At 34.9% G+C, this 25,185-nt stretch carries 21 protein-coding genes; all 21 read right to left on the bottom strand.

The window, feature by feature from the left end:
• Positions 1–7: 7 nt before the first annotated feature.
• The gene (gene polA, locus CHSO_RS06670; RefSeq protein WP_045493930.1) at positions 8–2,845 is read right to left on the bottom strand and encodes a DNA polymerase I; all 2,838 of its coding nucleotides are present in this window, start codon (positions 2,843–2,845) and stop codon (positions 8–10) included.
• 317 nt (positions 2,846–3,162) lie between these two features.
• Positions 3,163–3,576 (bottom strand): type VI secretion system tube protein TssD, encoded by a 414-nt coding sequence (tssD, locus tag CHSO_RS06665; protein ID WP_045493927.1) that lies wholly within the window; start codon positions 3,574–3,576, stop codon positions 3,163–3,165.
• 358 nt (positions 3,577–3,934) lie between these two features.
• Complete coding sequence (locus CHSO_RS06660) at positions 3,935–4,462, bottom strand: hypothetical protein (RefSeq protein ID WP_045493924.1); 528 nt, start codon at positions 4,460–4,462, stop codon at positions 3,935–3,937.
• A gap of 9 nt (positions 4,463–4,471) precedes the next feature.
• Entirely contained in the window at positions 4,472–4,918 is a 447-nt protein-coding gene (locus CHSO_RS06655; RefSeq protein ID WP_144428865.1) for a hypothetical protein, read from the bottom strand.
• A gap of 21 nt (positions 4,919–4,939) precedes the next feature.
• On the bottom strand, positions 4,940–5,626 hold the full coding sequence (locus tag CHSO_RS06650; RefSeq protein ID WP_045493918.1) for a hypothetical protein: 687 nt from the start codon (positions 5,624–5,626) through the stop codon (positions 4,940–4,942).
• Positions 5,627–5,671: 45 nt separating this feature from the next.
• Positions 5,672–6,127, bottom strand: a complete 456-nt coding sequence (locus tag CHSO_RS06645; protein WP_045493916.1) for a hypothetical protein — start codon at positions 6,125–6,127, stop codon at positions 5,672–5,674.
• Between the two features lie 482 nt (positions 6,128–6,609).
• Entirely contained in the window at positions 6,610–7,890 is a 1,281-nt protein-coding gene (locus CHSO_RS06640; RefSeq protein ID WP_045493913.1) for a PAAR-like protein, read from the bottom strand.
• The gene (locus CHSO_RS06635) at positions 7,887–8,864 is read right to left on the bottom strand and encodes a hypothetical protein (protein ID WP_045493910.1); all 978 of its coding nucleotides are present in this window, start codon (positions 8,862–8,864) and stop codon (positions 7,887–7,889) included. The genes CHSO_RS06640 and CHSO_RS06635 overlap by 4 nt, the downstream gene beginning before the upstream one ends.
• 25 nt (positions 8,865–8,889) lie before the next feature.
• Positions 8,890–9,942, bottom strand: a complete 1,053-nt coding sequence (locus CHSO_RS06630) for a LysM peptidoglycan-binding domain-containing protein (RefSeq protein ID WP_045493907.1) — start codon at positions 9,940–9,942, stop codon at positions 8,890–8,892.
• Positions 9,943–10,012: 70 nt separating this feature from the next.
• Entirely contained in the window at positions 10,013–12,208 is a 2,196-nt protein-coding gene (locus CHSO_RS06625; RefSeq protein WP_084220939.1) for a type VI secretion system Vgr family protein, read from the bottom strand.
• A gap of 204 nt (positions 12,209–12,412) precedes the next feature.
• Positions 12,413–12,826 carry a type VI secretion system tube protein TssD gene (gene tssD / locus CHSO_RS06620; RefSeq protein ID WP_045493904.1) on the bottom strand — a complete coding sequence of 138 codons (414 nt, stop codon included), beginning with the start codon at positions 12,824–12,826 and terminating at the stop codon, positions 12,413–12,415.
• 493 nt (positions 12,827–13,319) lie between these two features.
• A complete protein-coding gene (locus tag CHSO_RS06615; protein ID WP_052480510.1) occupies positions 13,320–14,198 on the bottom strand; it encodes a lytic transglycosylase domain-containing protein in 879 nt (292 codons plus the stop codon).
• Between the two features lie 67 nt (positions 14,199–14,265).
• Entirely contained in the window at positions 14,266–16,761 is a 2,496-nt protein-coding gene (locus CHSO_RS06610; RefSeq protein WP_045493901.1) for an ATP-dependent Clp protease ATP-binding subunit, read from the bottom strand.
• Positions 16,762–17,031: 270 nt separating this feature from the next.
• Positions 17,032–17,703, bottom strand: a complete 672-nt coding sequence (locus tag CHSO_RS06605) for a hypothetical protein (RefSeq protein ID WP_045493898.1) — start codon at positions 17,701–17,703, stop codon at positions 17,032–17,034.
• 113 nt (positions 17,704–17,816) lie between these two features.
• Complete coding sequence (locus CHSO_RS06600; RefSeq protein WP_045493894.1) at positions 17,817–19,073, bottom strand: RHS repeat domain-containing protein; 1,257 nt, start codon at positions 19,071–19,073, stop codon at positions 17,817–17,819.
• 42 nt (positions 19,074–19,115) lie between these two features.
• Positions 19,116–19,691: a hypothetical protein gene (locus tag CHSO_RS06595; protein ID WP_144428864.1), complete on the bottom strand. Its 576-nt coding sequence runs from the start codon at positions 19,689–19,691 to the stop codon at positions 19,116–19,118.
• A 49-nt stretch (positions 19,692–19,740) separates the two neighbouring features.
• A complete protein-coding gene (locus CHSO_RS06590; protein WP_045493891.1) occupies positions 19,741–20,070 on the bottom strand; it encodes a hypothetical protein in 330 nt (109 codons plus the stop codon).
• Between the two features lie 61 nt (positions 20,071–20,131).
• Positions 20,132–20,740 carry a hypothetical protein gene (locus tag CHSO_RS06585; RefSeq protein ID WP_045493888.1) on the bottom strand — a complete coding sequence of 203 codons (609 nt, stop codon included), beginning with the start codon at positions 20,738–20,740 and terminating at the stop codon, positions 20,132–20,134.
• A gap of 386 nt (positions 20,741–21,126) precedes the next feature.
• Positions 21,127–22,899, bottom strand: a complete 1,773-nt coding sequence (locus tag CHSO_RS06575; RefSeq protein ID WP_045493882.1) for a hypothetical protein — start codon at positions 22,897–22,899, stop codon at positions 21,127–21,129.
• Between the two features lie 38 nt (positions 22,900–22,937).
• Complete coding sequence (locus CHSO_RS06570) at positions 22,938–23,615, bottom strand: hypothetical protein (RefSeq protein WP_052480509.1); 678 nt, start codon at positions 23,613–23,615, stop codon at positions 22,938–22,940.
• Entirely contained in the window at positions 23,615–24,979 is a 1,365-nt protein-coding gene (locus tag CHSO_RS06565; protein WP_144428863.1) for a hypothetical protein, read from the bottom strand. The genes CHSO_RS06570 and CHSO_RS06565 overlap by 1 nt, the downstream gene beginning before the upstream one ends.
• Between the last annotated feature and the right edge of the window lie 206 nt (positions 24,980–25,185).

Genomic DNA, 25,185 nt, shown 5'->3' with positions numbered 1-25,185 from the left:
TATAAAATTAATGGGCTTCCAGCCAGTTATCCCCTACTCCAATTTCTACCAATAACGGAACCTGTGTTTTCAAGGCATTTTCCATTTCGGTTTTAATTAATTTTGAAGCTGCCTCAACTTCTTCTGCCGGAGCTTCGAATACCAATTCGTCATGTACCTGAAGCAGCATTTTTGTTTTTAATTGCTGTTCTTCCAGTTCACGGTCTATTTTAATCATAGCAATTTTCACAATATCGGCTGCACTTCCTTGTACCGGAGCATTTACCGCGTTTCTTTCTGCGTGTCCTCTCACTACAAAATTATTGGAATTAATATCTTTTAAATGACGTTTTCTTCCCAGAATGGTTTCAACATATCCCATCTGACGGGCTTTGTTCACCTGTTCTGCCATATATTCTTTCAGTTTCGGATAGGTTTCAAAATAGGCTTCAATCATCTGCTTAGCTTCTGTACGGGATAATCCGGTTTGCTCAGCTAAAGCAAAAGCTCCCTGTCCGTATATGATCCCAAAGTTTACGGTTTTAGCCTGGCTTCTCTGAGTTTTTGAAACTTCAGCTAAAGGAACTTTAAAGAGTTTCGCCGCAGTAGAAGCGTGAATATCTTCTCCATCCTGGAATGCTTTAATCATATTGTCTTCTCCTGAAATTTCAGCGATCAGGCGAAGTTCAATTTGTGAGTAATCGGCAGAGATGATCTTCTTTCCTTCTCCTGAAACAAAGGCTCCACGAATCTGCTGCCCTCTCAATGTTCTGATCGGAATATTCTGCAGATTCGGATTCACACTTGCGAGACGGCCCGTTGCTGCTGTGGTTTGAGAGAAATTGGTGTGTACTCTGTTATCTAATTTATCAATCTGTGAAGGCAACGCATCTACATAGGTTGATTTTAATTTCTGATAGGTTCTGTATTCCAGAATATGTTTGATGATCTCATGCTTTGAAGCGAGTTTTTGAAGTACATCTTCCGAGGTAGCGTACTGACCTGTTTTGGTCTTTTTAGCTTTCGGATCAAGCTGCATTTTTTCAAACAGAATTTCCCCTAACTGTTTAGGTGAATTCATATTGAATTCTTCTTCTGAAAGTTTAAAAATTGTTTTTTCCAGCTCTCTCAGATCATTTTCAAGGTCAATACTTTCCTGTGCCAGCCATTTTTCGTCTAAAGAAATTCCGGCAAGTTCCATTTTCGCCAAAACTTCCATCAAAGGCATTTCAATATTGAAGAAAAGTTCTTCCAGATTTTCCTTTTTCAGTTGTGGGGCAAACAGTTCATACAACTGGAAGGTTACATCTGCATCTTCGGCAGCATAATCGGTCTGAGTTCTCAGATCAGCATCTCTGAATGTTCCCTGTTTTTTTCCTTTCTTCCCGATAATGGTTTCAATGGAAACAGGTTTATAATTCAGGTATACCTCAGAAAGATAATCCATTCCGTGTCTTCCGTCAGGATTCAACAGATAATGGGCAATCATCGTATCAAACATCGCTCCTTTAACGGTGATGTCGTACTGTTTTAATATTTTATAATCGAATTTTAGGTTGTGGGCTATTTTCAGTAAATCTTCTTTTTCAAAAAACGGTCTGAAGATTTCAAGCGTCTGCAAAACTTCTTCTCTGTTTTCGGATAAAGGGATATAATATGCCAATCCTTTTTTATAGGAGAAACTCATTCCTACCAGTTCTGCTTCCAGCTCGTTTAATGAAGTAGTTTCTGTATCAAAACAGACCGTTTTTTGCTTTAGCAGATTGTCTACCAGTTTTTTTTGAGCTTTCGGATTGTCTATAAACTGATAAAAGTGGTCATTATGCTCAATGGAAGATTTTGTAGAGGTTGCCTGATCCAACTCCTCGAAATTAGCAAAAAGGTCAAGTTGCATTGCCTGCCCTTTTACTTCTGTTCCTGCCGGAGCTGCCTGCTTTACTTCTACTTCGCTTACTACAGCTATTTCTGTAGCTGCAGGAGCAAATGCTCTGTAAAGGTTTTCATACAGTCTTCGGAACTCTATTTCTTCAAAGACTTCTTTTACTTTTTCAAAGTCAGGAGTTTCAAGATCATATTGTTCCTGATGGAATTCAACAGGGACATCACAAATAATAGTGGCTAGTTTTTTTGATAGAATTCCACGCTCTGCAGAAGCTTCTACTTTTTCTTTAAGTTTTCCTTTTAGTTGATCTGTATTGGCCAACAGGTTTTCAATACTTCCGAATTCTTTAAGGAATTTCATGGCGGTTTTCTCTCCTACCCCTTCCAATCCAGGGATATTATCCACCGCATCTCCCATCATAGCCAGATAATCGATAACCTGCTTAGGGTCTTCGATCTCATATTTGGCTTTCACTTCTTCTACACCCAGAATTTCGATATCACCACCTTTTAATCCCGGCTTATAAATTTTGATTTTATCTGTAACCAGCTGTGCAAAGTCTTTATCAGGTGTTACCATGAATGTGGTATACCCTTCTTTTTCGGCTTTGCAGGCAATAGTACCTATTACATCATCCGCTTCATACCCTTCAACCCCAAGAATTGGAATATGCATTCCTTCCAGAATCCTGTGAATGTATGGGACTGCAATTTTAATGGCTTCAGGAGTTTCACTTCTGTTAGCTTTATAGTCTGCGAAATCATCGGTTCTTACGCTTGCTCTTCCTACATCAAAAACAACAGCCAAATGGGTGGGTTTTTCTCTTCTGATCAATTCGATCAATGAGTTGGTAAAGCCAAAGATGGCAGAGGTATCCAAACCAGTACTGGTTAATCTCGGATTCCTTATCAATGCGTAATATCCTCTGAAAATCATCGCGTAAGCATCGATGAGAAACAGCCTTTTATCTTGTGTTGCGTCCATATTATCTATAATGAACAAATATAAGAAAATAGGAGGATAATTTGTTAGTTTTGGGGTGGGATTCGGGGGCCGAGATGCGGGATGTGAGATACGACAGGCAGATGGAAAGAGTAATGGTTAATTTGCTCAATAAGTAATTGTTTGTAGATAAAGGGAATTCACTATTGACTCGTGGAGCAAAATTGAGTACTGCCTTTTTGGATACTAAGTTTAACAGGTTTTGGCTTGTTTTCGATAGTGTATTGGCTAAAAAAACAGAACAGTACACTCTATGAGCATACTGTTCCATTAGTTTTTTTAAGTTTTGTTGTGCGGGCTTATTTACCTGCTGAAGGCCAAAGACCTGCGTACTGAGAAGTACCGTAGTCGATAGTTTCAGCACTTACTACGAAGCTTACCAACATACTGTTGCTGTCTACTGCGTCGAAGTCTACTTCGTGTTGGATAACGTATCCGTTCTCCCATTTCAAAGTGATTAGTGTTCCTTCTTCGTGAGATTTGTTGAAAACAATTTCTCCTACTGTCGGCTTATATTTTCCGTTCAATAAGCTTTCCAGGATGTCTGATTTTTCAGTAGCTTCTACTGTAACTTTGATTAATGCATTAGAAGGGTCTGAAGCTACACGTCCTGATACGTCTGTTGATCTTGATACGCTGTAGTTCATTTTTAATAATTTCTGACCTTCTCCGTTGTTGAATTTTAAGATTCCTCTTGAGTTTCTTTCTGCCATGATTGTAAATTTTAATCGTTAGTAATATTTTGTTATTCAATAATTGTAAGACAAAGATAAAGGCCTTCAGGTTGAAAAAAAAGCTTTTAAACAGAAATCTGAAAAATTGTAGTAGTTCTACGATTTTATGTCGTAATTCTACGACAATGGAGTTAACATAAACCGCAAATACTTATTAATAAATATTTTAACTATAATTAAAAATTCACAATAAAACATTAATTATTACACTTCAAAGAGAAATATTATATTAAAAAACCCACTTTATGGCTATTTAAAAATCATCCGACCTTCATCATTTATAGTTCAGTTTTACTGGTGGATTCATTACTATTCATACTCGTAAATAAGCTCAAATTTAATGATCGGAATACCAATATATATTCTGAAACTTATTTTTAGTCTTAATTTTTGTGAACTGCAATTCTTTTTGAGCTTCTTTCAGCAGTCTTTTTAATTCTGCTCCTTTCTCTTCATCATAACGGCTTCTGTATTCTATATCATGCAGATAAATATGTTGTGTATTCTTCATACAAAACTTAAAATATATTTTTGAATTGCGTAATTGCGTTGTCTTTGTCTCATAGTCATATGAACAGAATCCTATGATATCTGCCTTAGCATATTTTACATATCTATTATTGTTTTTTTTCAGATAAAGATAATTATCATCAAACCAGATGGTCATTTTTACGGAAATGGCTTTTAGAATCAAATAACATGTTCCCAAATACAACAGGGTAACAATTGTCATTAAAGAAACACTGAAATTAAATAAAAAATAATACAGTATTCCATATAAAACCATAGAAGGGATGATAACCAACACCGTCCAGCCTGTATGAAACGGTAAAACATTTTTTAATATGAATTCTCTTCTTCTCATATCTATATCCTAAGCTCCAAAGCAAATTCCATAATACACAAGAAATCCACCCAGCAGAAAAAACAGTTTAAATCCTGTTTTTATTTTGTCTGCATTATTGAGTACAAATTTTACAGGATTCTTATCCAGATTCTGCGCATTATGCGTCTGATGAAATCTAATCAGTATATTATCTAAGATCACTTCTGTAAATAGCAAAACAAAGAAACTGTAGAAGAACAGGGAAATAATTCCCAGACAGATATTAAAAAGTTGTTTTTCGTAGATCAGAATACTACGATCAAAATTCTTAGCGTATAATAAAAATCCCAAGGGAGCTATTATAAAAAACAAAACCCCTGCAATGATTCCCAATCCCGTAATACGTAAAGCTTTATTTTTTGGATACAGTACAGGTAGTCTGAAAAGCAGCCAGCCATACGAAACCATAAATGCAATGTATAATAAAACTTTCATCCTAATCGTTTTTCTTTAGTATTACTTATGATCAATATAATAAAAAAAACCGGTCATTAAAAGCGTCATCACCACTCCTGCAATCCCTAAAATAAATAAAACAACCTGCCATGGCTGCATTTTATTGATGATTGAATATTTTATTTTTTCTCCTTTTACAACATAGACTCCGAAGTTAGGAATGATGGTAGTATTGATGATATTTCTGAGCTCTTTCTTATTGAAATTTTTATGGATATAAGGTTTCATGTATTGAACAAAGGTATCCACCTCATCAATGTCTTTTTGCGATGAAAAGGGAGCCAGTCCTGTGTCTCCTACTCTTATTTTGATGATATCATCGGCTGTTTTAATCGTCAGGTATCTTAGTCCTGTATTACCAAGATTTTTGATCATCTTAATTTCAGATGCCTGAAACTGATAGTTCAGATTTCTAAATGTAATGTGAAAATGATTATCTTTTATAATGATGGTCCAGGTCTTTTCTTTAACGAGTCTGCTTAATTGCTTGAGTGTAATCATGCATACTCCAATAGTCATAATACTGGCAAAAGCCACTGATTTTAGAAAATGAATGTTGGGAAACAGCAGATCGCCTCCAAATAAAATTCCCAGCATGGTACACAACCCAGGAATAATTAATAACAGCGCCAGTCTAAGTTCTGTTTTGAAATCCAGCCCCTGAAAACTAAATACTCTGTCTTTCATTGGTTTTGGTTATCATCGTTTTTCTTTCTGCTTAGGATAATAAATTTACTTATTTTGATTTCGCTCCAGAGAATCCAGAATGTTTAAATTTCTTTCACTATATGGGTTACCCAGTTTGCGTGATTCTTCCATGAAAAGCCTTCCTTTTTTATAGTCTTTATCTTCGATATAAGCAATTCCTAATAGATTGATAATCTTGGTATGGTCATCTGTACTGTAATTTTTATTTTTATAAGCAGGTTCCAAATACCGGATTGCATTATAGGGTTCTCCTACTTCCAGATATGAATTGGCCAATGGTATTACAATTTCAGGGTGTTCTTTTAAATCTACCGTTACAAACTGAGTAATTGCAAAACCATATTCTTTACGTTCATAAGCTTTCCAGCCTTTATCCAGCCGTTCACTATCTCCAAATGAGAAAACATAATTATTTTTTGCAACAGCAATTATGCCTAAAGCAGCGATTATGCCTATGATGATGGATGTTGTTTTTTTCATGGTATATTATTAGAACAGAACTACACAGATAATACTAAAGCAATATTTATAATAATGATTGACTTCAGTTTATTTTGCATTATTTCTTTAAAAAAAGAAATAATTAACTCCTAATACAACAATAGGAATTCTTATTATCAATCCTAAAATATATCTAAATCCAGATCCCTTCATTTAGTACAACAATACTTATAGCGAATAAAACACGAAGTTTATGAAGTGTAATCACTTATATTGATTAATAATTTTGTGCGATTATCTTTTCCCCGATTATAAAACACTTATACTCAAAATTTTACAATACAAATAGATGCCAAAAATTAAGTATTGAAGCCTTAAAAGTAAATTCTCTATTCATTTTCTAATTTTCTGATTTTAAATTCAAACAAGGGCTAGGTAAACCATATTCCTGTTATCAGTAAAATAATTTTGGAATGAATTTCTCTTAATAGCTACTTACTTTCTCCTGATACATCTTATTATCAATTCTGTGCTGCATTGATTGTAACTCCGCCCGCTGACTGGTTTGCAAACGAATCTGCTAATACACTAAAAGTCCATTCGTTGAGAGGCGAAACCAGTAAAGGAAGTACCAATCCTGCCACATTTATTGCGCCTCCAAAACCTTCAGTAGCCTGACCTTTCATTGCTTTATTGGTTTCAGCCCGATGTTCATTAATTACTCGATTACCTTTATTACTTGTTTTTTCTCTTGGAAGAATTTTTCCACTACCTTTTCTTTTCATGGCTTCTACTGCCTGAGCTCCGGATCGGGTTTTCTTCATTTCTGCTACTATTTCTGCTATTCTAGCTTCCCGTTCTGCACGGGTACCCTTCAGATTCATAATCTCTTTGATATACTTTTCATTCTGATTTTGTCGATATTTATCATAAGAAAGATTGAGTAACTCTCCAGCAGCATTAGTTTGTGATGTTCCGATATATGGATCATCAGGAGTGTCTACCGTAAAGGAACTTTCCATATTTTTGCGTGATGCCAGCATCTGATCATAAGTAGTATTACCATCACCACTGTATATTCCCTGCATTCCTTGCGCCTCCCAAGTAGAAATGGGTTGAAAAATAAGATAGGCACCTATAATTCCTACTGTAGCTTCTTTTCCACCTGCCAAAAGACCTGGTCCCAATGCGCCTAATCCACCACCGGCAGCAACAGCCGCAGTTCCAGCTGAAAGCCCGACACCGTATCCGAAAAGTCCACTGATTACAGCTGTTAAGCTGACTTCTCCCCAATTTCTGAAAGCCACATTTTTTGCTGCAGCCTTTGCTTCTGCTTCATCAAGAAATGGAGTAAGAATTCCCGGACCGGCAGAACATTTAAGAAATGATTTTTGAGTAAGGGCTTTATGTCCTTCAAATTTCACACTTGAATGAGGATTGACCCATTCTACAAGATTAGGGTTACATTTTGTACTGTTTGATGCTATAAGCACTGTTGCAGCAACAGCTACTGCTCCTAAAACAATAGCTCCTACCCCAAAAGTACAAATTGAAAATGCTACAGCCAATCCCAGCGCTAAACCAGCTACCAAAAATGACCATGCTGCAGCCTGCCCCCAATTGCTCTTGCATTCAAAATCATCTTTTAAAACTTTATCTACTTCTGTAAGCAGGGGCTGTTTCTCTGATTTATAGACTACAGAAAGATTCCACATTTTAGGATCTACAAGTAATACTCCTGGAGAGGGATTCATCTGATAGCTACAAACTACATGTGTTTCCTGAGGAAGATACCTACTCATAATTTATAAATTTTCTTTATTTGATTTTTATTTGTTCCAACAGCAATTTCCGGGGAAAAACCATCGAGTTTCCAATAATTACTAATAGAATTTACAAACTTCGGTGTCACAAAATTTAATGAATATGTGTTTTTATCGGTTGTATAAAACAATATTCGTAAAACCTTTTGATCCGCCGCATTCTCTACTACGTGAACTTCATGAATTTGTTTTTTAAGTAAAATAAATTGTTGAGAACCTTTAAAAGTCAAGGCATCTCTTGTTAATTCAATGACTTTAATTCCCGAAGTAAAATAAAAGTAGATATATACCAGAGAACAATATAAAAACAAGAAAGGAAGTGTTACCAAAATTTCCAAAAATGCATTTTTAGTCCTTGTTATTATTCCTATATCGTTTTTATATGGTGCTATTATATTTCTAAATAATAGCATAAAAGCGAAGCCAATTATAACGAAAATGATGAATTTAACTTTAGGATTTTTGATCAGAAAAGAGTTTACCGGAATCTGCTCGCCTGTATTGGCTATCTTACTTTCATTATCCCCATTCAAATCCATTAAAAAATCATTGTATTCCTGTGTACTGCTCTGAAATGGATGTCTTGAAACAGTAATTTTATTACCATCAAATGGAAACTGGATTTTATGATCTTCTATTCTTATTTCATTTTTAAGGAGTGTATAGCTTTTCTTTTTGTAATCTATACTTATAGATTGATCAATAAACCTGATACTTCCTTTTGACGAAAAAATATACTCTAAAATCTTATAGATAATAATACCATGAAACATGTAAAATAAAAAGAGTACAAAATATAGAAAAGTACTGTTAATATTAAGATTAGGCGAGTGAATTACATCAGCAAGATATTCCCAACCCGGTACAAAATAAGAATACAACAGCACAATAAGGAGTGTTAAAATCACAACACCTACCTTTTTACTATTGTTTAATGTTTTTATAAAAATCATATCTTTTCAGAATTAATGAATGCATTTATATTTTTCTCAGATTAAATATACATTCAGATTTTATATTATTCTCTATATTTTCGATGATTGACAGCTCTGCTTTCTCCAATGTCTTTGTTTTCAGATTATAAGTAAACAGATTTCTCATATCAAGTTTATACTCAGAAAATTTATATTTTATAAGGGGCTGATGATACTTTTCATAGCCTTTGGTTACTTTGTCCAATAGTTCTTCAGATTCAACCGTCTCCCAAACTTTTCTGATAGTAATAAGATCTTCATCTTTTTTCAGTACATCATATCTCACTGTCATAGGGACAACCACATCCGGAAAAAGCTGTGATTGATAGGTATATTCTTCTGATTCCATATTTTCATCTGCATTATACAGATACTTATCTAGCAGGGTAAGATAAAAAAGATCTCTGTTATAATCTTTTTCGTCATTATACTGACTGGAAAACTGTAAATCTCCTTCCTGGATAAGCTTCAGATACTCCTGAGGCTTTGTTTGTTTTACCACTTTGATAAATTCAATTTCGTTAAGTTTATTTTTTTTAAACTGTTCCCAATTTTTCTTTATCTTATTTTTATCAGCAATTTTACTGAATCTTCCAAGTGTATTGATTTCTACCAAGCAGTCATTTCTGATATAATCTACTTCGGATACAAAGTCGAAAACACGGGATAGTGCCGGTGGATTAAATTCATAAAAAAAATCGCAAAGCTTAACCTTCACCAGGTGATTTGTTAAATTAAAATCTACTTCATATTCTTTTTTAAGCTGAGAATAGCTTTTTATTTCGTCTTCTATTCTGGTTATATTCAGTTGTTCAGCTCTATATCTGTTTTTTTTTTCGAAAGATGTATAATCAATGTTTTTTTTCTCTTCTTTATCTTTTTGCAGTGGTATTATCACTGTATCAATATGAATGGGCAGATAATTTCCAAAAAACTGCTGAGTCACTGGTGAGTGTGAATTATGAAAAGCCAGCAGCTCCTTCCCTGTCATTTGATATTTTTCCGCTATTGACTCTAATGAATCTCCCCGTTTTATCTGATACTTGCTGTATTCCATACAATGGATTTCTATTATTAATAATTAAAAAAATTCCAGTTTCCGTTCTGACTGAATCTATTGATGAGGATTAATTAATATCTACTTGAGCTCCTTTAATGGTCACATTACCATCTATAACTATTCCTGGATTTCCTGCTTTTTTTCCAACATTGGTAAGACTAAGTCCTTCTATATTCACAGTATCAGCCTTCACAGTAATAGCAGTTTTTGAGATTTCAATACTACTGTTTCCCACTTTAATCGTTATTTTTTCAGCTCCGGTTAAATCAATAACTCCTGCATTATCCATTTTAAATACGCTTTTCCCTTTTCCTACATCAACTTTATGCGTATTACCAACGTCTGCGGTATGATCGCACCCTACTTCAAGTTTCTTATTGTTGCCAATTTTATCAGTTTTGTCATTGCCTACTGTCTTGTTGCTGTTATTATTGGCATTATGAACTACATTTCCAGAACCATCAAAAAACATATGAGCCCCGCCCTGATCTTTAAGGTTCATGGATCCAGCTCCATTGTCATACATTAATTCTGCTCCACTCCTTCCACTAAAGCTCATCACATTATTCCCGGCACCTCCTCCGGCACCAATCCCTCCATGGAACATTCCTCCCATGACAAACGGACGGTCAGGATGCTGGTGTACGAAATTGACAATAACCTGATCTCCCACTTCGGGGACAGACATAAAGCCACGATTCTTGCTCACTTTATCACTGCTTCCTGCATCAGGAGACATAACACGTATAAACTCCGTAATATCTGGTCCGCTTTGCCAGTCGAATTGTACCTGAACTCTTCCCTGATTCTGAGGGTCTGTATTGGATATTACTTTGGCAAACTGAGCTTCTGCTCTTGGGGTTTCAAATTCCGGACGTGGGATATAGCCTGTATCTGCGGCAATGGCTTCAAATTTACCGTCATAATATCCTCTGGCATCTACCTCATGGGTCACCTCAATAATCATCAGTTTGGTGAAATAAGAAGTTTCATTGCTATCGGATTTACGCATTTCAATATCTGCAGTGCATCCCGGATATAAGAAAGGTACAGTAGTCGTTCCTGAGGTGATAAAGACTTCTGAAGCTTTACTTCCGGCAGTCCCTTTTTGAGAAGCATCAATATCCATGAAAGATGAGGCCTTTATTGGAGCCACTCTTAAAGATGGAGTGGTAAACGTTTTTTCTGAAATTTCGTAAGCACGTCTAGCAATATCCGAAGTATGATTGATCTTTGAACTTCCCCCCGTCATTTTTTCATTTTTACTACTGTTGTAGCCATAGAAAGACGGGCTTACGTGCTGAGCTTTCATTTTGATGGCAATATCACTTACGCTGCTTCCATAAGTAAGTTTCACTGGTTTTTCCTGCGGTGGAAGTTTTCCGAAATGCAGTACTTCTCCGTCATAATAAAACTGTTCACCATACGCTTCTGCCATTCTTGCCAGATAGTTATAGTGCGTTTCTTCATATTGTGAGCTATAGGAAACATTTCCATGCTGAGCATCTACCCGGAAATCGAATCTATTTTGTCCTAGTCCTTCACTGATTACGTGATAAGCAATACTATTAAGGCTGATAGGTTGACTTCCTCCAAAACTCTGAATGTGAGGTGCTGCATCTAATAGTACTGTAGGGCTATATCCTTTAAGTACAATATTTCCAAGGCTTCCTTTTTCCTGGCTGAAACCAACTTCTGTTACAACACCTACAAAGTTACGTTCAGCTCCTTGTATAATATCTTTATATTTAAAAACAACGGTTATCCTTTTTCCAAGGAAATTCTGTGCTTCTTCAAGATTATGGTTTTCTGCATTTCCCAATGTATCATGGGCCAGGATAAGGTTGAATTCATGATGCTTGGCAGCACTTTGTACCAATTTAAAATGTTTAAAATGCTTGATGATCTGCCCTTCGATTATTACATCCAGTTTCACCACACGGTTGATTCCGGCAATGATACTTTGAGGAATGGCTTCTGCATTATGTATTTTTGAAGTAGGCTGTTTGGCCCACACTTTATTTTCAATGATAGAAGGATTGTTTGGAACAAAATTCTGGTTCATAAACATATTAGCTCCTTGTACAGCGCTCATACCCTGTTGTCCAGCTTTTACAGCTTTCTTCACTTTATTACCCGCTTTACTTACCTTTTCTTCTGCTTTTTTGGTAACGCTTTCCTTTACATTTTTCAACTGCTCTTTGCTGTCTTTCATATCAGTCTTTGGGCTATCTACTTTAATTGTCTTGTCATCCTGAAACATAGTGTTTGTGTTTAAGTTAAAAATTAAATAAACTGCTGATTATCCAGCAACAGAATCAAAAAATATAAGGTTAGATCTACAAAATTTGCTTGTTAAAAGGCTCATGTCTGAAATCTATAGGTCCTTATGAAAAAACAGGACAGCATACTCTTTCGAGCGCACTGTCCTGTACCAATTTTATTTTTACTAAGATGATGAATAGGCTTATTTACCTGCCGAAGGCCACAGTCCAGCGTATTGAGAAGTACCGTAGTCGATAGTTTCGGCACTGATTACGAAGCTTATCAACATACTGTTGCTGTCGATAGCATCGAAATCTACTTCGTGTTGGATAACGTATCCGTTCTCCCATTTCAAAGTGATTAATGTTCCTTCTTCGTGAGATTTGTTGAAAACAATTTCTCCTACTGTCGGCTTATATTTTCCGTTCAATAAGCTTTCAAGGATGTCTGATTTTTCAGTAGCTTCTACTGTAACTTTGATAAGAGCGTTAGAAGGGTCTGATGCTACACGTCCTGATACGTCTGTTGATCTTGATACGCTGTAGTTCATTTTTAATAATTTCTGACCTTCTCCGTTGTTGAATTTTAAGATTCCTCTCGAATTTCTTTCTGCCATGATTTGTAAATTTTAATCGTTAATAATATTTTGTGATTCAGTGATTGTGTAGCAAATATAGAGGGTCTTTTTTCGGAAAAAAAACTTTTACCTATAAATCTGAAAAATTGTAGTAGTTCTACGACTTTTTGTAGTAATTCTACGACATTGGATTTAATAACTCTACTTAACCACGCTATATAAAGGAATTTTAAAAACGCATAAAACCCTGAGCAGATGTAGAATTTTACACATTAATGAGAAATATTAATATCTTTTAAGGAAATATTAACATATATTAACCTTTGCTTAAAAGCATAAAATTAGAAAATAAAGCACCCTAATTCTTGACTATAAAATATAAAAAAACACCTCTTTTATTCAAAAAAACTATTCTCAGTAGTGAATTATATGAACCCACCCTAATTTTGATCTTCTTTTTGAAGATTAAACATATCAAAAAAAATAACCAAACCTATTTACGGTTTGGTTATTATAAATATTATTGGTTGGTTTAAGGTTGTACTCCTGCACCAGCTCCTGCACTTTCTTTGATTGATCTGGTAAGAATTTTATTCTTTCTGAGAAGAAAATCCGGCATCAAATCGGTAGGAAGATAGAAAGAACTTTCGCCTTTTTTTTGCAATTCTTCTGTAATTCCCGGGTTCCAGGCAAGAATTTTACCTACCTCCACATCCAGCTCATCGGCTATTACATTCAGGCTAAACCCTGCATTGATCTCCGTTTCAGATAATGCTTCATCATTCACTTTTCTGTTTCCACCTTCAAAGAACACTTTATTGATTCTTGCAGAATTATAATTGCTTAATACGCTCTGAAGCTCTCCCGTGGCATAGCAGGCATTCAGATATTTTTTCACATGATTGATGGTTTCTGCAGGAAGGTATTTAGAGAATTCGTGGTACTGGCTGGAACCTGCAGCCTGCATAGCCTTGGCTACATTTCCTTCACCACAGTTATAAGCAGCTACTACTGTTACCCAGTTATTGTATTTTTTATACAAATTAGCAAGGGAAATAACTGCTGTTTTTGTGCTTTTATACACATCTGTACGTTGATGTTCTGCAAGACCATACTGATTGGCATGCGCTGTCATCAGCTGCCATACTCCTACAGCTCCGGCTCCGGAGGTAATATTTTTGTCAAAATGGGATTCAATCAAAGCTAAGTTTCTTAAATGTTTAGGAAGCCCTTTCTGAAGAAGTAATTGCTCAATAAATTCAACAAGATCTTTGTTGGAATTAATGATTCCCTGGTATTTTCTCACACTGCTTTCCGAAGTATCTGATGCCGCAAGAAACTGCCCGTTTACTAAAACAACAGTTCCCAAAAGCATTACGCCTGTAAAAATATTTCTGACGATGGTTTTCATCTTACTATTATTTATAAAGCAAAAAGGCGAATTTTATCAATTGGCCTTTTTGCTATTTACTTTTTAATTAATCTACTTTCCAGCTTAATTTTTCTTCTTCCTTATTCCAGTCTACATGAATGGTTTGTCCGGATTTCACTTCTTCTCTTACGATCATTTTGGAAATAGGTCTTGCCAGCTGTGCACGGATTACTCCGGAGATCTGTCTTGCTCCATATTTACTACTGAATCCACCAAGAGCAAGATTTTTTACTGCCTCATCCGTTATCTTTAAAACAATTCCAAGTCTGGTTAATGAGGTATGAAGAGATTTTAACTGAATATTGAAAATTCTTTCTGCGATAGATTCCGTTATGGGTGCAAAAGGAATAATTTCTGTAATTCTGGCTAAGAATTCCGGTCTGAATCTTCCTGAGTTCGACATAATCTGCATCAGTGAGAATGATTCAGGAACTTTTCCTTCTTCAAACTGTTTTACAATCTCTTCACTTCCGATATTAGATGTAAATAAGATCAAAGCATTGCTAAAGTCTCCTTCTTTTCCAAGTTTATCATGTACTTTTCCTTCGTCCATAATCTGAAGGAATACATCAAACACGGAATGGTGGGCTTTTTCAATTTCATCAAATAAAACAACAGTATAGGGTTGTTGTCTGATCTTGTTCACCAACATCCCTCCTTCTTCGTATCCTACATATCCCGGAGGCGCTCCATACAGTAATGCTGCTGAATGTTCTTCTTTAAATTCCGACATATCAAAACGAACCATGGCCTTCTCATCATTGAACAATAGTTCTGCCATTGATTTAGCAAGCTCTGTTTTTCCGGTTCCGGTAGGTCCTAAAAGGAAGAAAGATCCAATTGGCTGTCCCGGTTTGTTTAATCCGCTTCGGTTTTCAACAATAGCATCGGAAAGGATTTTTAATGCATGATCCTGACCTACGACCCTGTTCAGTAGAAGAGTCTCCATATTCAGGAGCTTTTCTTTTTCCTGTGCCTGAATTTTACCGATTGGAATATTGGTTTTAGCAGCCATTACAGCAGCCAGTTCCAAACGGTCTACTTTTTCTCTTTTTTTAGCAGCATGCTGTAAAAGCTCTGCATAAGTATCTTCAATGATCTTTTGGATCTGATCTACCGGCATTGAGTTGTCCAAAGCAGGCTGCTCACTTAATGATCCCCATAAAATAGGGCTTATTTTGTCTCTTAATAAATTGTAAGTCCAGATCAGTTCGTCTGCTTTATCTTTATTATCAAGGAATTCTTCTTTTAAAATAGCATCATAGCTTTCTTTCCAGCTGTCCAGTTCTTTTTCAGAAAGTTCGTCCAGCATTTTGATGGCTGCCATAGTTCTGTCTAACAAATCGATGGCTGCATCCGGTAATTTTTTACCTTTTGCATATCTTTTAGCTAAACGTACACATTCCGGAAGGGCTGTTTTTTCGACTTCAATACCATGGTGTTTTTTATAGCCTTCAAGAAGAACATCAATCATTTTTACGCAAGTCTTTTCATCCGGCTCATTGACCGTTAATACCTCAAAACGACGATTAAAAGCCTGTTCCGGCTCAATAATTTTTCTGTACTCTTCCTGGGTAGTGGCTCCGATAACCGTAATTTCACCTCTTGCCAGTTCAGGTTTCAGAAGGTTGGCTACGTTTCCGATGCTTCCTTTCGGATCTAAAAGGGTATGGATTTCGTCAATGAAAAGAATGGCTTTTTCAATTTTCTTGCATTCATTGATTACTTTTTTCAGACGGTCTTCTATTTCTCCTTTATAAGAGGTTCCTGCCAATAATGCGCCTGTGTCCAGTTCTAAAAGGGTTCCGTTTTTAAGCATTTCCGGAACGTTTCCTTTTGTAATTTCAATAGCAAACCCTTCTACCAATGCTGTTTTCCCAACTCCCGGTTCTCCGATGATGATAACATTAGGTTTGCTTCTTCGGCAAAGGATCTCCACAAGCATTCTCAGTTCTTTATCTCTACCGATGATATTTTCAAGATCTCCCTTTCTGGCTTGTGCTGTTCTGTCTACACAATAACTCTTAATGGAAGGAAGAGATGAATCTGTAAAATCTGATCCATTGGAAAATAATGAGGCAAAGTCTCCATTTTCAGAAACGGTAAACGGAGTATCTTTTCTATATAAATTGAAAATTTCATGTTCTCTTAGTGGCAATGACTTCAATTGCTGAAGTGAAAATACCACCTGAGGTTTTACAATAGCAGTAAGGATACAGATTGGTGTAATCTCATCCAGTCCCAGTTTTAAACGGATATCATCGGCTTCTTCAATAAGGGTATCTACAGCATCATCCTGGCCAACCTCGTCGGGAAGATGACTGGTTTTAGGATATTCTTCAATACGTACATCTGCCCATTCGTAAAAATAGCCGGGATCTTTATCTATGCTTTTTAAAAATTCATTAAGACCAATATCTTTATGCATTAGAGCCTGCAAAATATGCGGGCCTCCATAAGTGCCATTATAATTTTCCCTCGCTATCGACTGAGCAATATGAAATAGCTGTTTTACTGTTTCGTTGGTTACTAGTACTCCCATTTATAATTTTTCTTATATTAATATTTGCGTTCTGTTTACTATTGTTTCCAGATGATTTGATGTTCTTTTTTGAACCTGTACTTTTTACTACTGATGATTCGGAAATCAAAAACGGTTCTTTTATTTTGCTAAAATTAAATATTTTATTCTAAATATGATAAAGATAGTTAATTCTTCAATTAGAGAAGTAATAACGGTTCTTTTTTATTCTTTGTTGGGTTTTAAATAGATCATAAAATCCCATATTTTTTTCCCAGAGCTATATTTCCATCATATATCCAGAAAATATAGCAGGATCAGGCTTACCCACTGAAGACCAATGTAGATATAAAAAATCATGGCTGAAGGTTCTGCCAGCTCATGTAGTTTTTCAATCAGTGTGGTTTTGATGATGTCATAAAAGTCTACATTTTCATCGCCTAAATTCAGTTCATCAAATTTCACTTTGTTCAAAGCATATCCTAAAATACGCTTAAGAATTTTGTTTTCTGAGCTATTTTTGAATTCATTCACCAGCCTTACTTTTGCCAATGCATAATCTGTACTGTTGCGTACAACTACGGGCTCGTTGTTTTTAATTTTGCCCACTACTTTATCAATAAATGGAACTAAAATTGTTTTGGAATGATCCTGAACCAGTTTGCTGATAATTCTTGACATCCCGTATTTTGTAGAGAAAATCCCAATACAAAAAGGAGCTGCAATCATTAACAGGTAGAACAGTCCTGCAGATAAGGGTTTGGCCATCACTGTTACCATCAGGAATGCAAGAGCACCGCTATGTCCTAATGATGAGCCTAAACTTTCAGCCATTATATAGATTCCCAAAGAGAAAGTAATGACTGTTGAAAGGATTCCTATGGCATAAATCTTAAATAAGCTGAAGATAAATACAGCAGATAGTTTTGAAAAGTATTTAAAGTGATCTGTGATGGTGTTCATTAGTGTTTAATTTGATAGCATGGTTTAATTGACGAAGAATATTGGTTCTTCTTATGAGCGGTACAATATAATCAATATTTTTATTGCAAAAGAATCCGTAATAATCCCATATTTCAGTAGAAAATTTCCTGGACGTCCATCTCCTTTGCATCAGTATTATAGGTTTCTTTTTTAATAATCCGCCCACCACGATCAAGTATATATCTCATGGAATCTAAATCTACAAGTTGCTTGCTTTGTCCCTTTTGTCCATTATTAATACTGTATTTATGAGTCACAATATTGATTCCTGAAGGTTCGTAAGTGTATTTTGTTCCGATAATTTGTAATGGAATAGCGGATTGATCTTTCAGTTTTTCCCATGCATACTTCTTTTGTTCTTCAATGGATATTGCTTCCCATTTTCCTTTAATTAAAACCGAGGAATTTGTTATTCTATAATCATAGCTTATTGCTTCAACAACCTCATCTTTAAGATAGGCATATGTTTTTTTAACAAAATGATTGATGATCTTTTCAGGATGATCCTTGTCTATGATTCCGGAATACTTAAGAGTGTTGACCAGTTTATGCTCAAGGTTATAAGTATATTCAATCACATCATTCCCGTTTTGGGTGTATTTTTTTATCAGTTGTCCCAGGTTGTTGTACTCATAGAAAAATGTCTTTGTTTCATCTTTGATTACGTTTCCATTGGGAGCTATTTCTTTTTCCCAGGCTGTTTCTTTCTGTACACGGTTATTGTTATCGTAGACCCAGGTTCTTTCTGATTTAAAATCTTCATCATTTTGCTTTTGGAAAACAAGTCTTGATTTTTCATCGTATCTGTTTTCCAACAAAACTTTATCCAGCAGTTTATCTTCTATCAGTTTTAGCAGCTGACCATATTTATTGTATTGATACCAATATTTGTTTTTACTTTCCGGGAAATTTCTTTCCATGGATTTGACTAATCCCAGTTCATTGAATTCTATATGGGTAAAAAAGTCTCCACCACCGGTTCCCACAGCTCCTAAGGCAAATTTGTAAAAATCAGCATACTTTTTTGGCAGAATGTATTTGAAATCATTAATTTTTAATAATCCTGTGAAATTCATGGCTTCCGGATCCTGTGTGGAAAGAAGATGAGTATTCAGATCGGTTGCTAAATACAGGCTGTGATCTGAGGTGGGAGCATAAAATAAAACGATATTCTCTTTTTTGGTATAAGCTGTTTTTTGATCCGGATAAAATTCTGTATCATTAAATTTTTCTACCTCTCTATTATTCTCCTCTGTCTTCGGATCACTGGGACGGCAGCCGATAACCAGACTGGAACACATTAATATCAGCCCTATTAACAGCCCGTTTTTTGATTGAGAAATTGTCATTTAGTTTTTATTATGCTTTTGAAGGGGAAAATAATGTTAGTATTACCAGTTGTATTTAATTTTTCCATTTTTTATACAGTCATTTATATCTGTTGTTATAGGACATTTGTAACAGTCAGTAGGAACAAACATAAAAAGACCATTAAAAGAAATTTCTTCTTTGGTTATTCCAGATGCATTTCTGGTACAGACCTCTGTTGCCGGCAAATAATCAAAATCGTTTTTCTTTATTTCTTTTGCATAAACAGCATGGCTATAACTGAGTTTTCGAATGATATGAATTCTACCTCCTTTATTCTGCAGATAAAGCCAATTGCTGCTTCCGTCTGATACAGAATTAAACTTTAAAATTTTGTTATTTCCTTTCCTTGTGGTTTCCAAAATTCTTCCTGCCTGAAATATTCCATTTTCAATAATCACAGGAATCTTAATTTTTATTTTTTTGCTAAATAAAGTAATATCTTCCTGATAATAGCAGTTTTCACATGCTGTTCTTACGGTTTCTTCATGCAGTTTTCCAATAATTGAGCTATTGCTGTATACAGAATCCTGGGCCTTCCCTTTAAAAACAGACATCAATAATAACCATAAAAAAAAGATTGATTGATCTGGCCTCATACAATGTTTATTTTGGAAAGATTAAACAGGCTCCATCTGATTATTAGACTTATTTTACCAAAGGATCATCTACCAATCCACTGATTCCTACATACCAGAAAAAGGCATAATACATACAATACAGCACTGCTATTACAGTCATTGCTATCAGAATCTTTAAAATGATATTTCTGGCGGCTTTGATAAACAGAAAATGAGCACCCGTTAAAAGTAAAGAGACAGGAATTGAGAATACAACGCCAAACCTCAATATAATAGTTACAATAGATCCCGCATTCACTTCCACTTCAGGCATATCAATACACAGAAAGGAAACTATCAGGGTATTAATAAGTAAAAAAAGTATCAGGAATTCGGCGATAAATGATTTTAAACCCATGATAACATTATCTTTTTAATCTAACAGTTTTTAATACAAAACACAGATTAGACCAGAAGTTCTAAAACTTTTCCAAATCAGAAAAACTTAAATCCTGTATTTTGGGCAAAGTATTGATTTTGATCTCTTTTTTCCTTTTGTTTAAGAGTTTCTCAGAACCTGTCACCTGTTCATACTCAATTTTCGTTTTGGCTATTAAGTCAATTCTCGTTTCAAACGTGGTATCTTTTCCATCCCATATTACCCGTGATATTTTTACCAATTCAAAATTATTTTTATTCAGTCTGAATTCATAGCTGCTTTTCCGGTTATTAATATCAGTAAGCATTTTTAATATACCATCCTCAATAAAAAAATCCGGAATTACATTACCATTATGTTTCCCCTTTTTATCAGCCGGATATTCGTCTTCAATAAGTTTTGTAGAAGAAACAACCAGTTTAAGCTTTTTATCAGGCTGGGAGAGAAAGATCTGTACTCTTACGGGCCTGGTATCATCTATCACGTCCATTTCTACCATAATCCTGTCATTACGTTTATCATTATTCAGATCTCCCACTTCTTCTTGTATTAGAGATGTATAATTACCTTTATTCACATTTTTTTGTGAATATAAATTAGCATTGGCCAAGAGAAGAAATATAACAATGGATGATGATATTTTTTTCATAATTATTTTTTACGTAATAAAACTTTGCAGTTAAAATGCTTCCAATAATGATTGTAAAAAAGTTTTAGAATCATCTATATGATAGAATACCATATTTACGGTAAGCCAATAGACTGAAAATAGTAAAAAAATAAACAATATAAAGATTAGAAAAGTGAGTAATAACCTATTTAATATGATTTTCGATAGATAATATATAAGAGAAAATATTATTGCAGGAATAATTGCTCCAATAAGACCAACATGTATAACTACTTTGCCAATGCTTTTTACATTTACTAATTCTTCATATCTATGTAATAAAATATACCAGCCAGACAAAATAATTGTACATAAAACAAATATCAATAAACTTATAATAATATTTTTCTTAATATTTCCCATATTTATTTCTTGTTATATTTTGCTTTTTTTTCAGAACTGAAAGAACTTTGTAACCCTTCCTCAACTTTCCCCCACAATTGGGTATGGCTTAAGCTATGGGATGCCATAGCTAAATATGCTAGTGAACCCGGTCGTTTTTTCATATCATCCTTAAATGTTTTTTCATCTTGCTCTGTAACTAACCCCGCATAATATCTTGTGACAAAGGTATCATATCGTCTAAGATTTCCTCTTAAAATTTTAAGTTGTGCGTCTAAATTTCCTGTTACGATATATTCAGCATCATCAATATAGCCAATAATTTTTTTCAATTCAAGGGGTTTAATAAACTGACTAAATAATCTCATCAGCAAATCTTCCAGCTCCCGGGCATGTACTGCACCTTGTGCTCCTTTTAAAAAAGCATCAAATTCTTTTCTTTTATTTCTGGAATTATAGGGATCACTTTCAAAAATAGGCACATCTATAATGGACAAGCCTTTGGTTTGCTTTTTGGGCGTCCAGGATGTTTCGTCAATACTATCAGTGATTCCTTTATTTTCTCCAAATACACCTGCTAATAAACTTAAGAGATAACTATCCTTTGGACTGCTTTTAATGTCAAACAAAATATTTAAAACCCTCAGCCCCTGTGTCAAATTTAAATTTTGTGCCCATGTTGCTTTATCATATCCTTTTGCTATGCCAGCATTGTAATTATTATACACATCATAGGTCCATCGTAGAAGATTATTTAAAAGGCTAATAAACGAATCTTTTTCTTTTTGCAGGTTAGAATTTTCAATTTTTAGAGAATCAATATAGTTGATAAACTCTTTCGTCATCATATTTATTCCCAAAAAAGCTTTTGCCATTTCTTTCCATGCCGGAACTGCTCTTTTCTTATGGCTATTGGGAAGACCTATCCCCTTAAGATAAGTTAAAATAGTATCGTTATTTACACTTTTCAATGTTTCTATCCCCGTTTTAAATTTCTCCACTTGAAAAGACTTCAATAAGCCTTCTAAATTGGTCAAACTGAAGTCTGCAATCAATTGTTGGGTCAGATCATACTCATTATGAACGTTAATGATCTTACATTCTTTATGTAATTTTCCATGATTCAACTGATGCTTCTTTTGAAAAAAAGGAGTTGATAAATACGTGATACTTTTAACTTTCCATTCTTTAGGAAATTCTGTAATCTTACGAGGTTTCAAAATACTGGACTTTGCAATCATATCCTTACTGGAGATAAGCTCTGTAAACTGATTAATGACATTACCTCCATGTGAATGACCAATGAGATGCAAGTGGACCTCCTGATTTTTCCAGCCAGGATACATTCTTAACAGCAGATCAAATAATCTCTCGGAAGCTTTGGTTCTTTCCTTGGTATCATTATCACCAGACCAGCTGAAAAAGTCCCCTTCAATATGCAAATCATTAAATTGAGGTCTAAGTTCCTTGATTCTGTTCCATAAATTATTTAAACTTTCCTTTGTTTCTTCTTTGGTCTTTTCATCAATATATTTCCAATAGCTTGTATTGGCCTTATGTTTCGTTCCTTCAGTATTTCCAGGGTCTGTAGTTCCAGCAACAAACATAAGAATATCAATAATCCTCCCTTTTCTTTTAGGAGGATCTTCGGGGTCTCCATATTTTATCCCTTGTTCTACCCCTGTTTCAGTCACGGATTCACCCGCAGAAGTAATGATGTTTTCCCTAGAATACATGCTGTGTCCTTCCTGGGATATTTTAGTATAAGTTCCTTTTACAATTCTCGTCCTACTCATAGCCTATCATATTAAAATTTCCGTAATGTTCTCAACTATTATTTTTCACTGATGATTTTACCGGTATTGGCATCCATCTGATAGACAACAGGCTTCCACGCACTAGGTTCACCGGGAGATGTTTTCATGATCTCCAATAGTTCTTTTTCTGAAAGTCTTTTTCCCTGAGTTATTGAGATATTCCAGACAGGAACGTCCTGATCGTATACAATATCATATTTATTGGTTCCGTCGTCATTTAATCTTCCTGCTCCTGTTTTAAGGTTAATGTGTCCTTTCTTATCAAGGAAGTTCAATATATCCTGATACTTGATCTTTCCATAATTTTGATCTTCATCTACTGTTTTTTCAAGCTTTCCGTCTTTGTCATAGTATTCGGATTTTTCTACTTTCACCGTTTCACTGATTCTGGTTTCCTTTTTCTTCAGATTTCCGTTCGGATAAAACTCTTTATAAACATACAGAAATGATGGTTTAGGTAATAGTTCTTCCAAAGTTCCCGCTTCATCCTTTTCCGGAGCAGACATAGATAAAACAGTGTATCCATTTTTCAGCTCCAGTGTTCCGTTGCTTTCCTGATATTTTTTAAATAAAGCAAAATCAAATTTTTCAACCATGGTACTCGTTTTATTATTTTTATGAGCCTCTTCTTGTTTAGACTGGCAGGTACATATTACAAAACATAATATGGAAAGGTAAATTAATAATTTTTTCATTACAGCATAATTTTAGAGTTCAACACTTTCCATTGCCATTTAAAAACACTTATTCTTGGGATTTGTATATGATGACAATAGTCCATAAGGTTATTTGTTTTATAAGCTTCATAGGTATATTTGGCTGGAGCATTTCCATCAAAAGTATGCGGCAATCCTAATGCATGCATTAATTCATGGGCAACCGTTTCTTTTGAATGGGTATAAAACTGAACCGTAAAAGTGGTATTAAAAAATGAAAAGCCATTGGTATATGAAGCAATAGCCCCATTCTTCCATCCCGGATATATATCTTCTATAAAAAAGACCTTGAAATGCGAATCATACTGACTGCCATATTTATCCCGGAATTTTTCTTCCAGATAATCTCTTAATCCGCCTGAACTATCTATGTAGTATTTTCCGCCAATCTTTTTACAGAATTTAGATCTGAAAGCATTATACAGTAAATTCCCTGTACAGTCTATAGAAAAAGAATTCTGAATGGTTGGAGATACCAATGCCTGGTTCAGGCATTCTGTAAAATACTGCTGACTACCCGGTTTTGGTTTTCCTACTTTAATAACATCATTAATATCTGTTTTTACGGAAATAAAAAGGGCAGAAATCTTTTTGACATGGGCTGCTGAATTGGGATGAATGATTAAGGCACCACAGATTTCCCCATCTGCTTTTACATATAGCATCTGCTCTTTCGTAAACTGTTCCTTACAGGTAATTTTCAGGTAATTGGATTTATCGTATTTCCCTACTTTAATCACTCCGATCTCTTTCAGGTTGAGTGACAGACTTTTTTCAGCTTCTTTATCTTTGAACTCAAAAGTCAGCTTTTGAGGTTTTTCTTTAATTTCAATTTTAAGGGTTAACAATGCTGATTTTCCTTTCAGCAACGTCAGAACCGGTATTGGATACAGGTAAGGGGTTTTATTGACTTTCTTCCAGGAAATGGAAAGACTTTTGTAGCTTTTCAGCTTTTTGTCATACATATTGAGGTCTTTGTGGAAATTGGTATTCCAGCTGTTCCCATTTTTAAAAACCGTAACATTATCGGCCTCATAATATTTTCCCATGACGGCTCCGAACCAGTTATCTCCCGGCTGTCCGGAATCCCCTTCTCTTAGCCAATCAAAGCCAAAATCAGGATTATCTTTATACTTATCATGAGGTCTGAATTTCACCATACATTTAGCCACCACTTTTCCGGCAGGTGGCATTGAGGGGTTTCCAAAACTTAACCCATCCTTAACTCCGGTTTCAGTAATGGCAGACCCAGCGGTGGTAATAATATTCTCGTTAGAATACATGCTATGCCCCTCCTGAGATATTTTGGTGTAAGTACCTTTTACGATTCTCGTCCTACTCATAATGTAATGATATTTGATTTTTCGTAATTACTGTTTTTTATTTTTACATTTCTTTATAAAAATATACTACTAAAATAGCATATTTATTGAATAGATTTTCATTTATACTCTTTTCTGTAGACTAATTTTCCAGCATCCCATTTTTCTTTTTTGATAACTTTTCTATTTTCATCATAGTAGTTCCAAATCCCTTGATGTTTTCCTTC

It is taken from the genome of Chryseobacterium sp. StRB126, from assembly GCF_000829375.1.
GTDB lineage: Bacteria > Bacteroidota > Bacteroidia > Flavobacteriales > Weeksellaceae > Chryseobacterium.
This window is presented reverse-complemented; position numbering and strand designations above follow the sequence as displayed.

Bases quoted from the DNA above. Each gene is read 5' to 3' on its own strand.
- CHSO_RS06650 (WP_045493918.1), bottom strand. From the start codon at position 5,626: ATGAAAGACAGAGTATTTAGTTTTCAGGGGCTGGATTTCAAAACAGAA.
- tssD (WP_045493904.1), bottom strand. From the start codon at position 12,826: ATGGCAGAAAGAAATTCGAGAGGAATCTTAAAATTCAACAACGGAGAA.
- CHSO_RS06640 (WP_045493913.1), bottom strand. From the start codon at position 7,890: ATGAGTAGGTATCTTCCTCAGGAAACACATGTAGTTTGTAGCTATCAG.
- CHSO_RS06655 (WP_144428865.1), bottom strand. From the start codon at position 4,918: ATGAAAGTTTTATTATACATTGCATTTATGGTTTCGTATGGCTGGCTG.
- CHSO_RS06645 (WP_045493916.1), bottom strand. From the start codon at position 6,127: ATGAAAAAAACAACATCCATCATCATAGGCATAATCGCTGCTTTAGGC.
- CHSO_RS06585 (WP_045493888.1), bottom strand. From the start codon at position 20,740: ATGAAAAAAATATCATCATCCATTGTTATATTTCTTCTCTTGGCCAAT.
- CHSO_RS06565 (WP_144428863.1), bottom strand. From the start codon at position 24,979: ATGAGTAGGACGAGAATCGTAAAAGGTACTTACACCAAAATATCTCAG.
- CHSO_RS06660 (WP_045493924.1), bottom strand. From the start codon at position 4,462: ATGAGAAGAAGAGAATTCATATTAAAAAATGTTTTACCGTTTCATACA.
- CHSO_RS06570 (WP_052480509.1), bottom strand. From the start codon at position 23,615: ATGAAAAAATTATTAATTTACCTTTCCATATTATGTTTTGTAATATGT.
- CHSO_RS06590 (WP_045493891.1), bottom strand. From the start codon at position 20,070: ATGGGTTTAAAATCATTTATCGCCGAATTCCTGATACTTTTTTTACTT.
- CHSO_RS06625 (WP_084220939.1), bottom strand. From the start codon at position 12,208: ATGTTTCAGGATGACAAGACAATTAAAGTAGATAGCCCAAAGACTGAT.
- CHSO_RS06630 (WP_045493907.1), bottom strand. From the start codon at position 9,942: ATGGAATACAGCAAGTATCAGATAAAACGGGGAGATTCATTAGAGTCA.
- CHSO_RS06575 (WP_045493882.1), bottom strand. From the start codon at position 22,899: ATGAGTAGGACGAGAATTGTAAAAGGAACTTATACTAAAATATCCCAG.
- CHSO_RS06595 (WP_144428864.1), bottom strand. From the start codon at position 19,691: ATGAGGCCAGATCAATCAATCTTTTTTTTATGGTTATTATTGATGTCT.
- CHSO_RS06615 (WP_052480510.1), bottom strand. From the start codon at position 14,198: ATGAAAACCATCGTCAGAAATATTTTTACAGGCGTAATGCTTTTGGGA.
- CHSO_RS06610 (WP_045493901.1), bottom strand. From the start codon at position 16,761: ATGGGAGTACTAGTAACCAACGAAACAGTAAAACAGCTATTTCATATT.
- CHSO_RS06635 (WP_045493910.1), bottom strand. From the start codon at position 8,864: ATGATTTTTATAAAAACATTAAACAATAGTAAAAAGGTAGGTGTTGTG.
- polA (WP_045493930.1), bottom strand. From the start codon at position 2,845: ATGGACGCAACACAAGATAAAAGGCTGTTTCTCATCGATGCTTACGCG.
- CHSO_RS06605 (WP_045493898.1), bottom strand. From the start codon at position 17,703: ATGAACACCATCACAGATCACTTTAAATACTTTTCAAAACTATCTGCT.
- tssD (WP_045493927.1), bottom strand. From the start codon at position 3,576: ATGGCAGAAAGAAACTCAAGAGGAATCTTAAAATTCAACAACGGAGAA.
- CHSO_RS06600 (WP_045493894.1), bottom strand. From the start codon at position 19,073: ATGACAATTTCTCAATCAAAAAACGGGCTGTTAATAGGGCTGATATTA.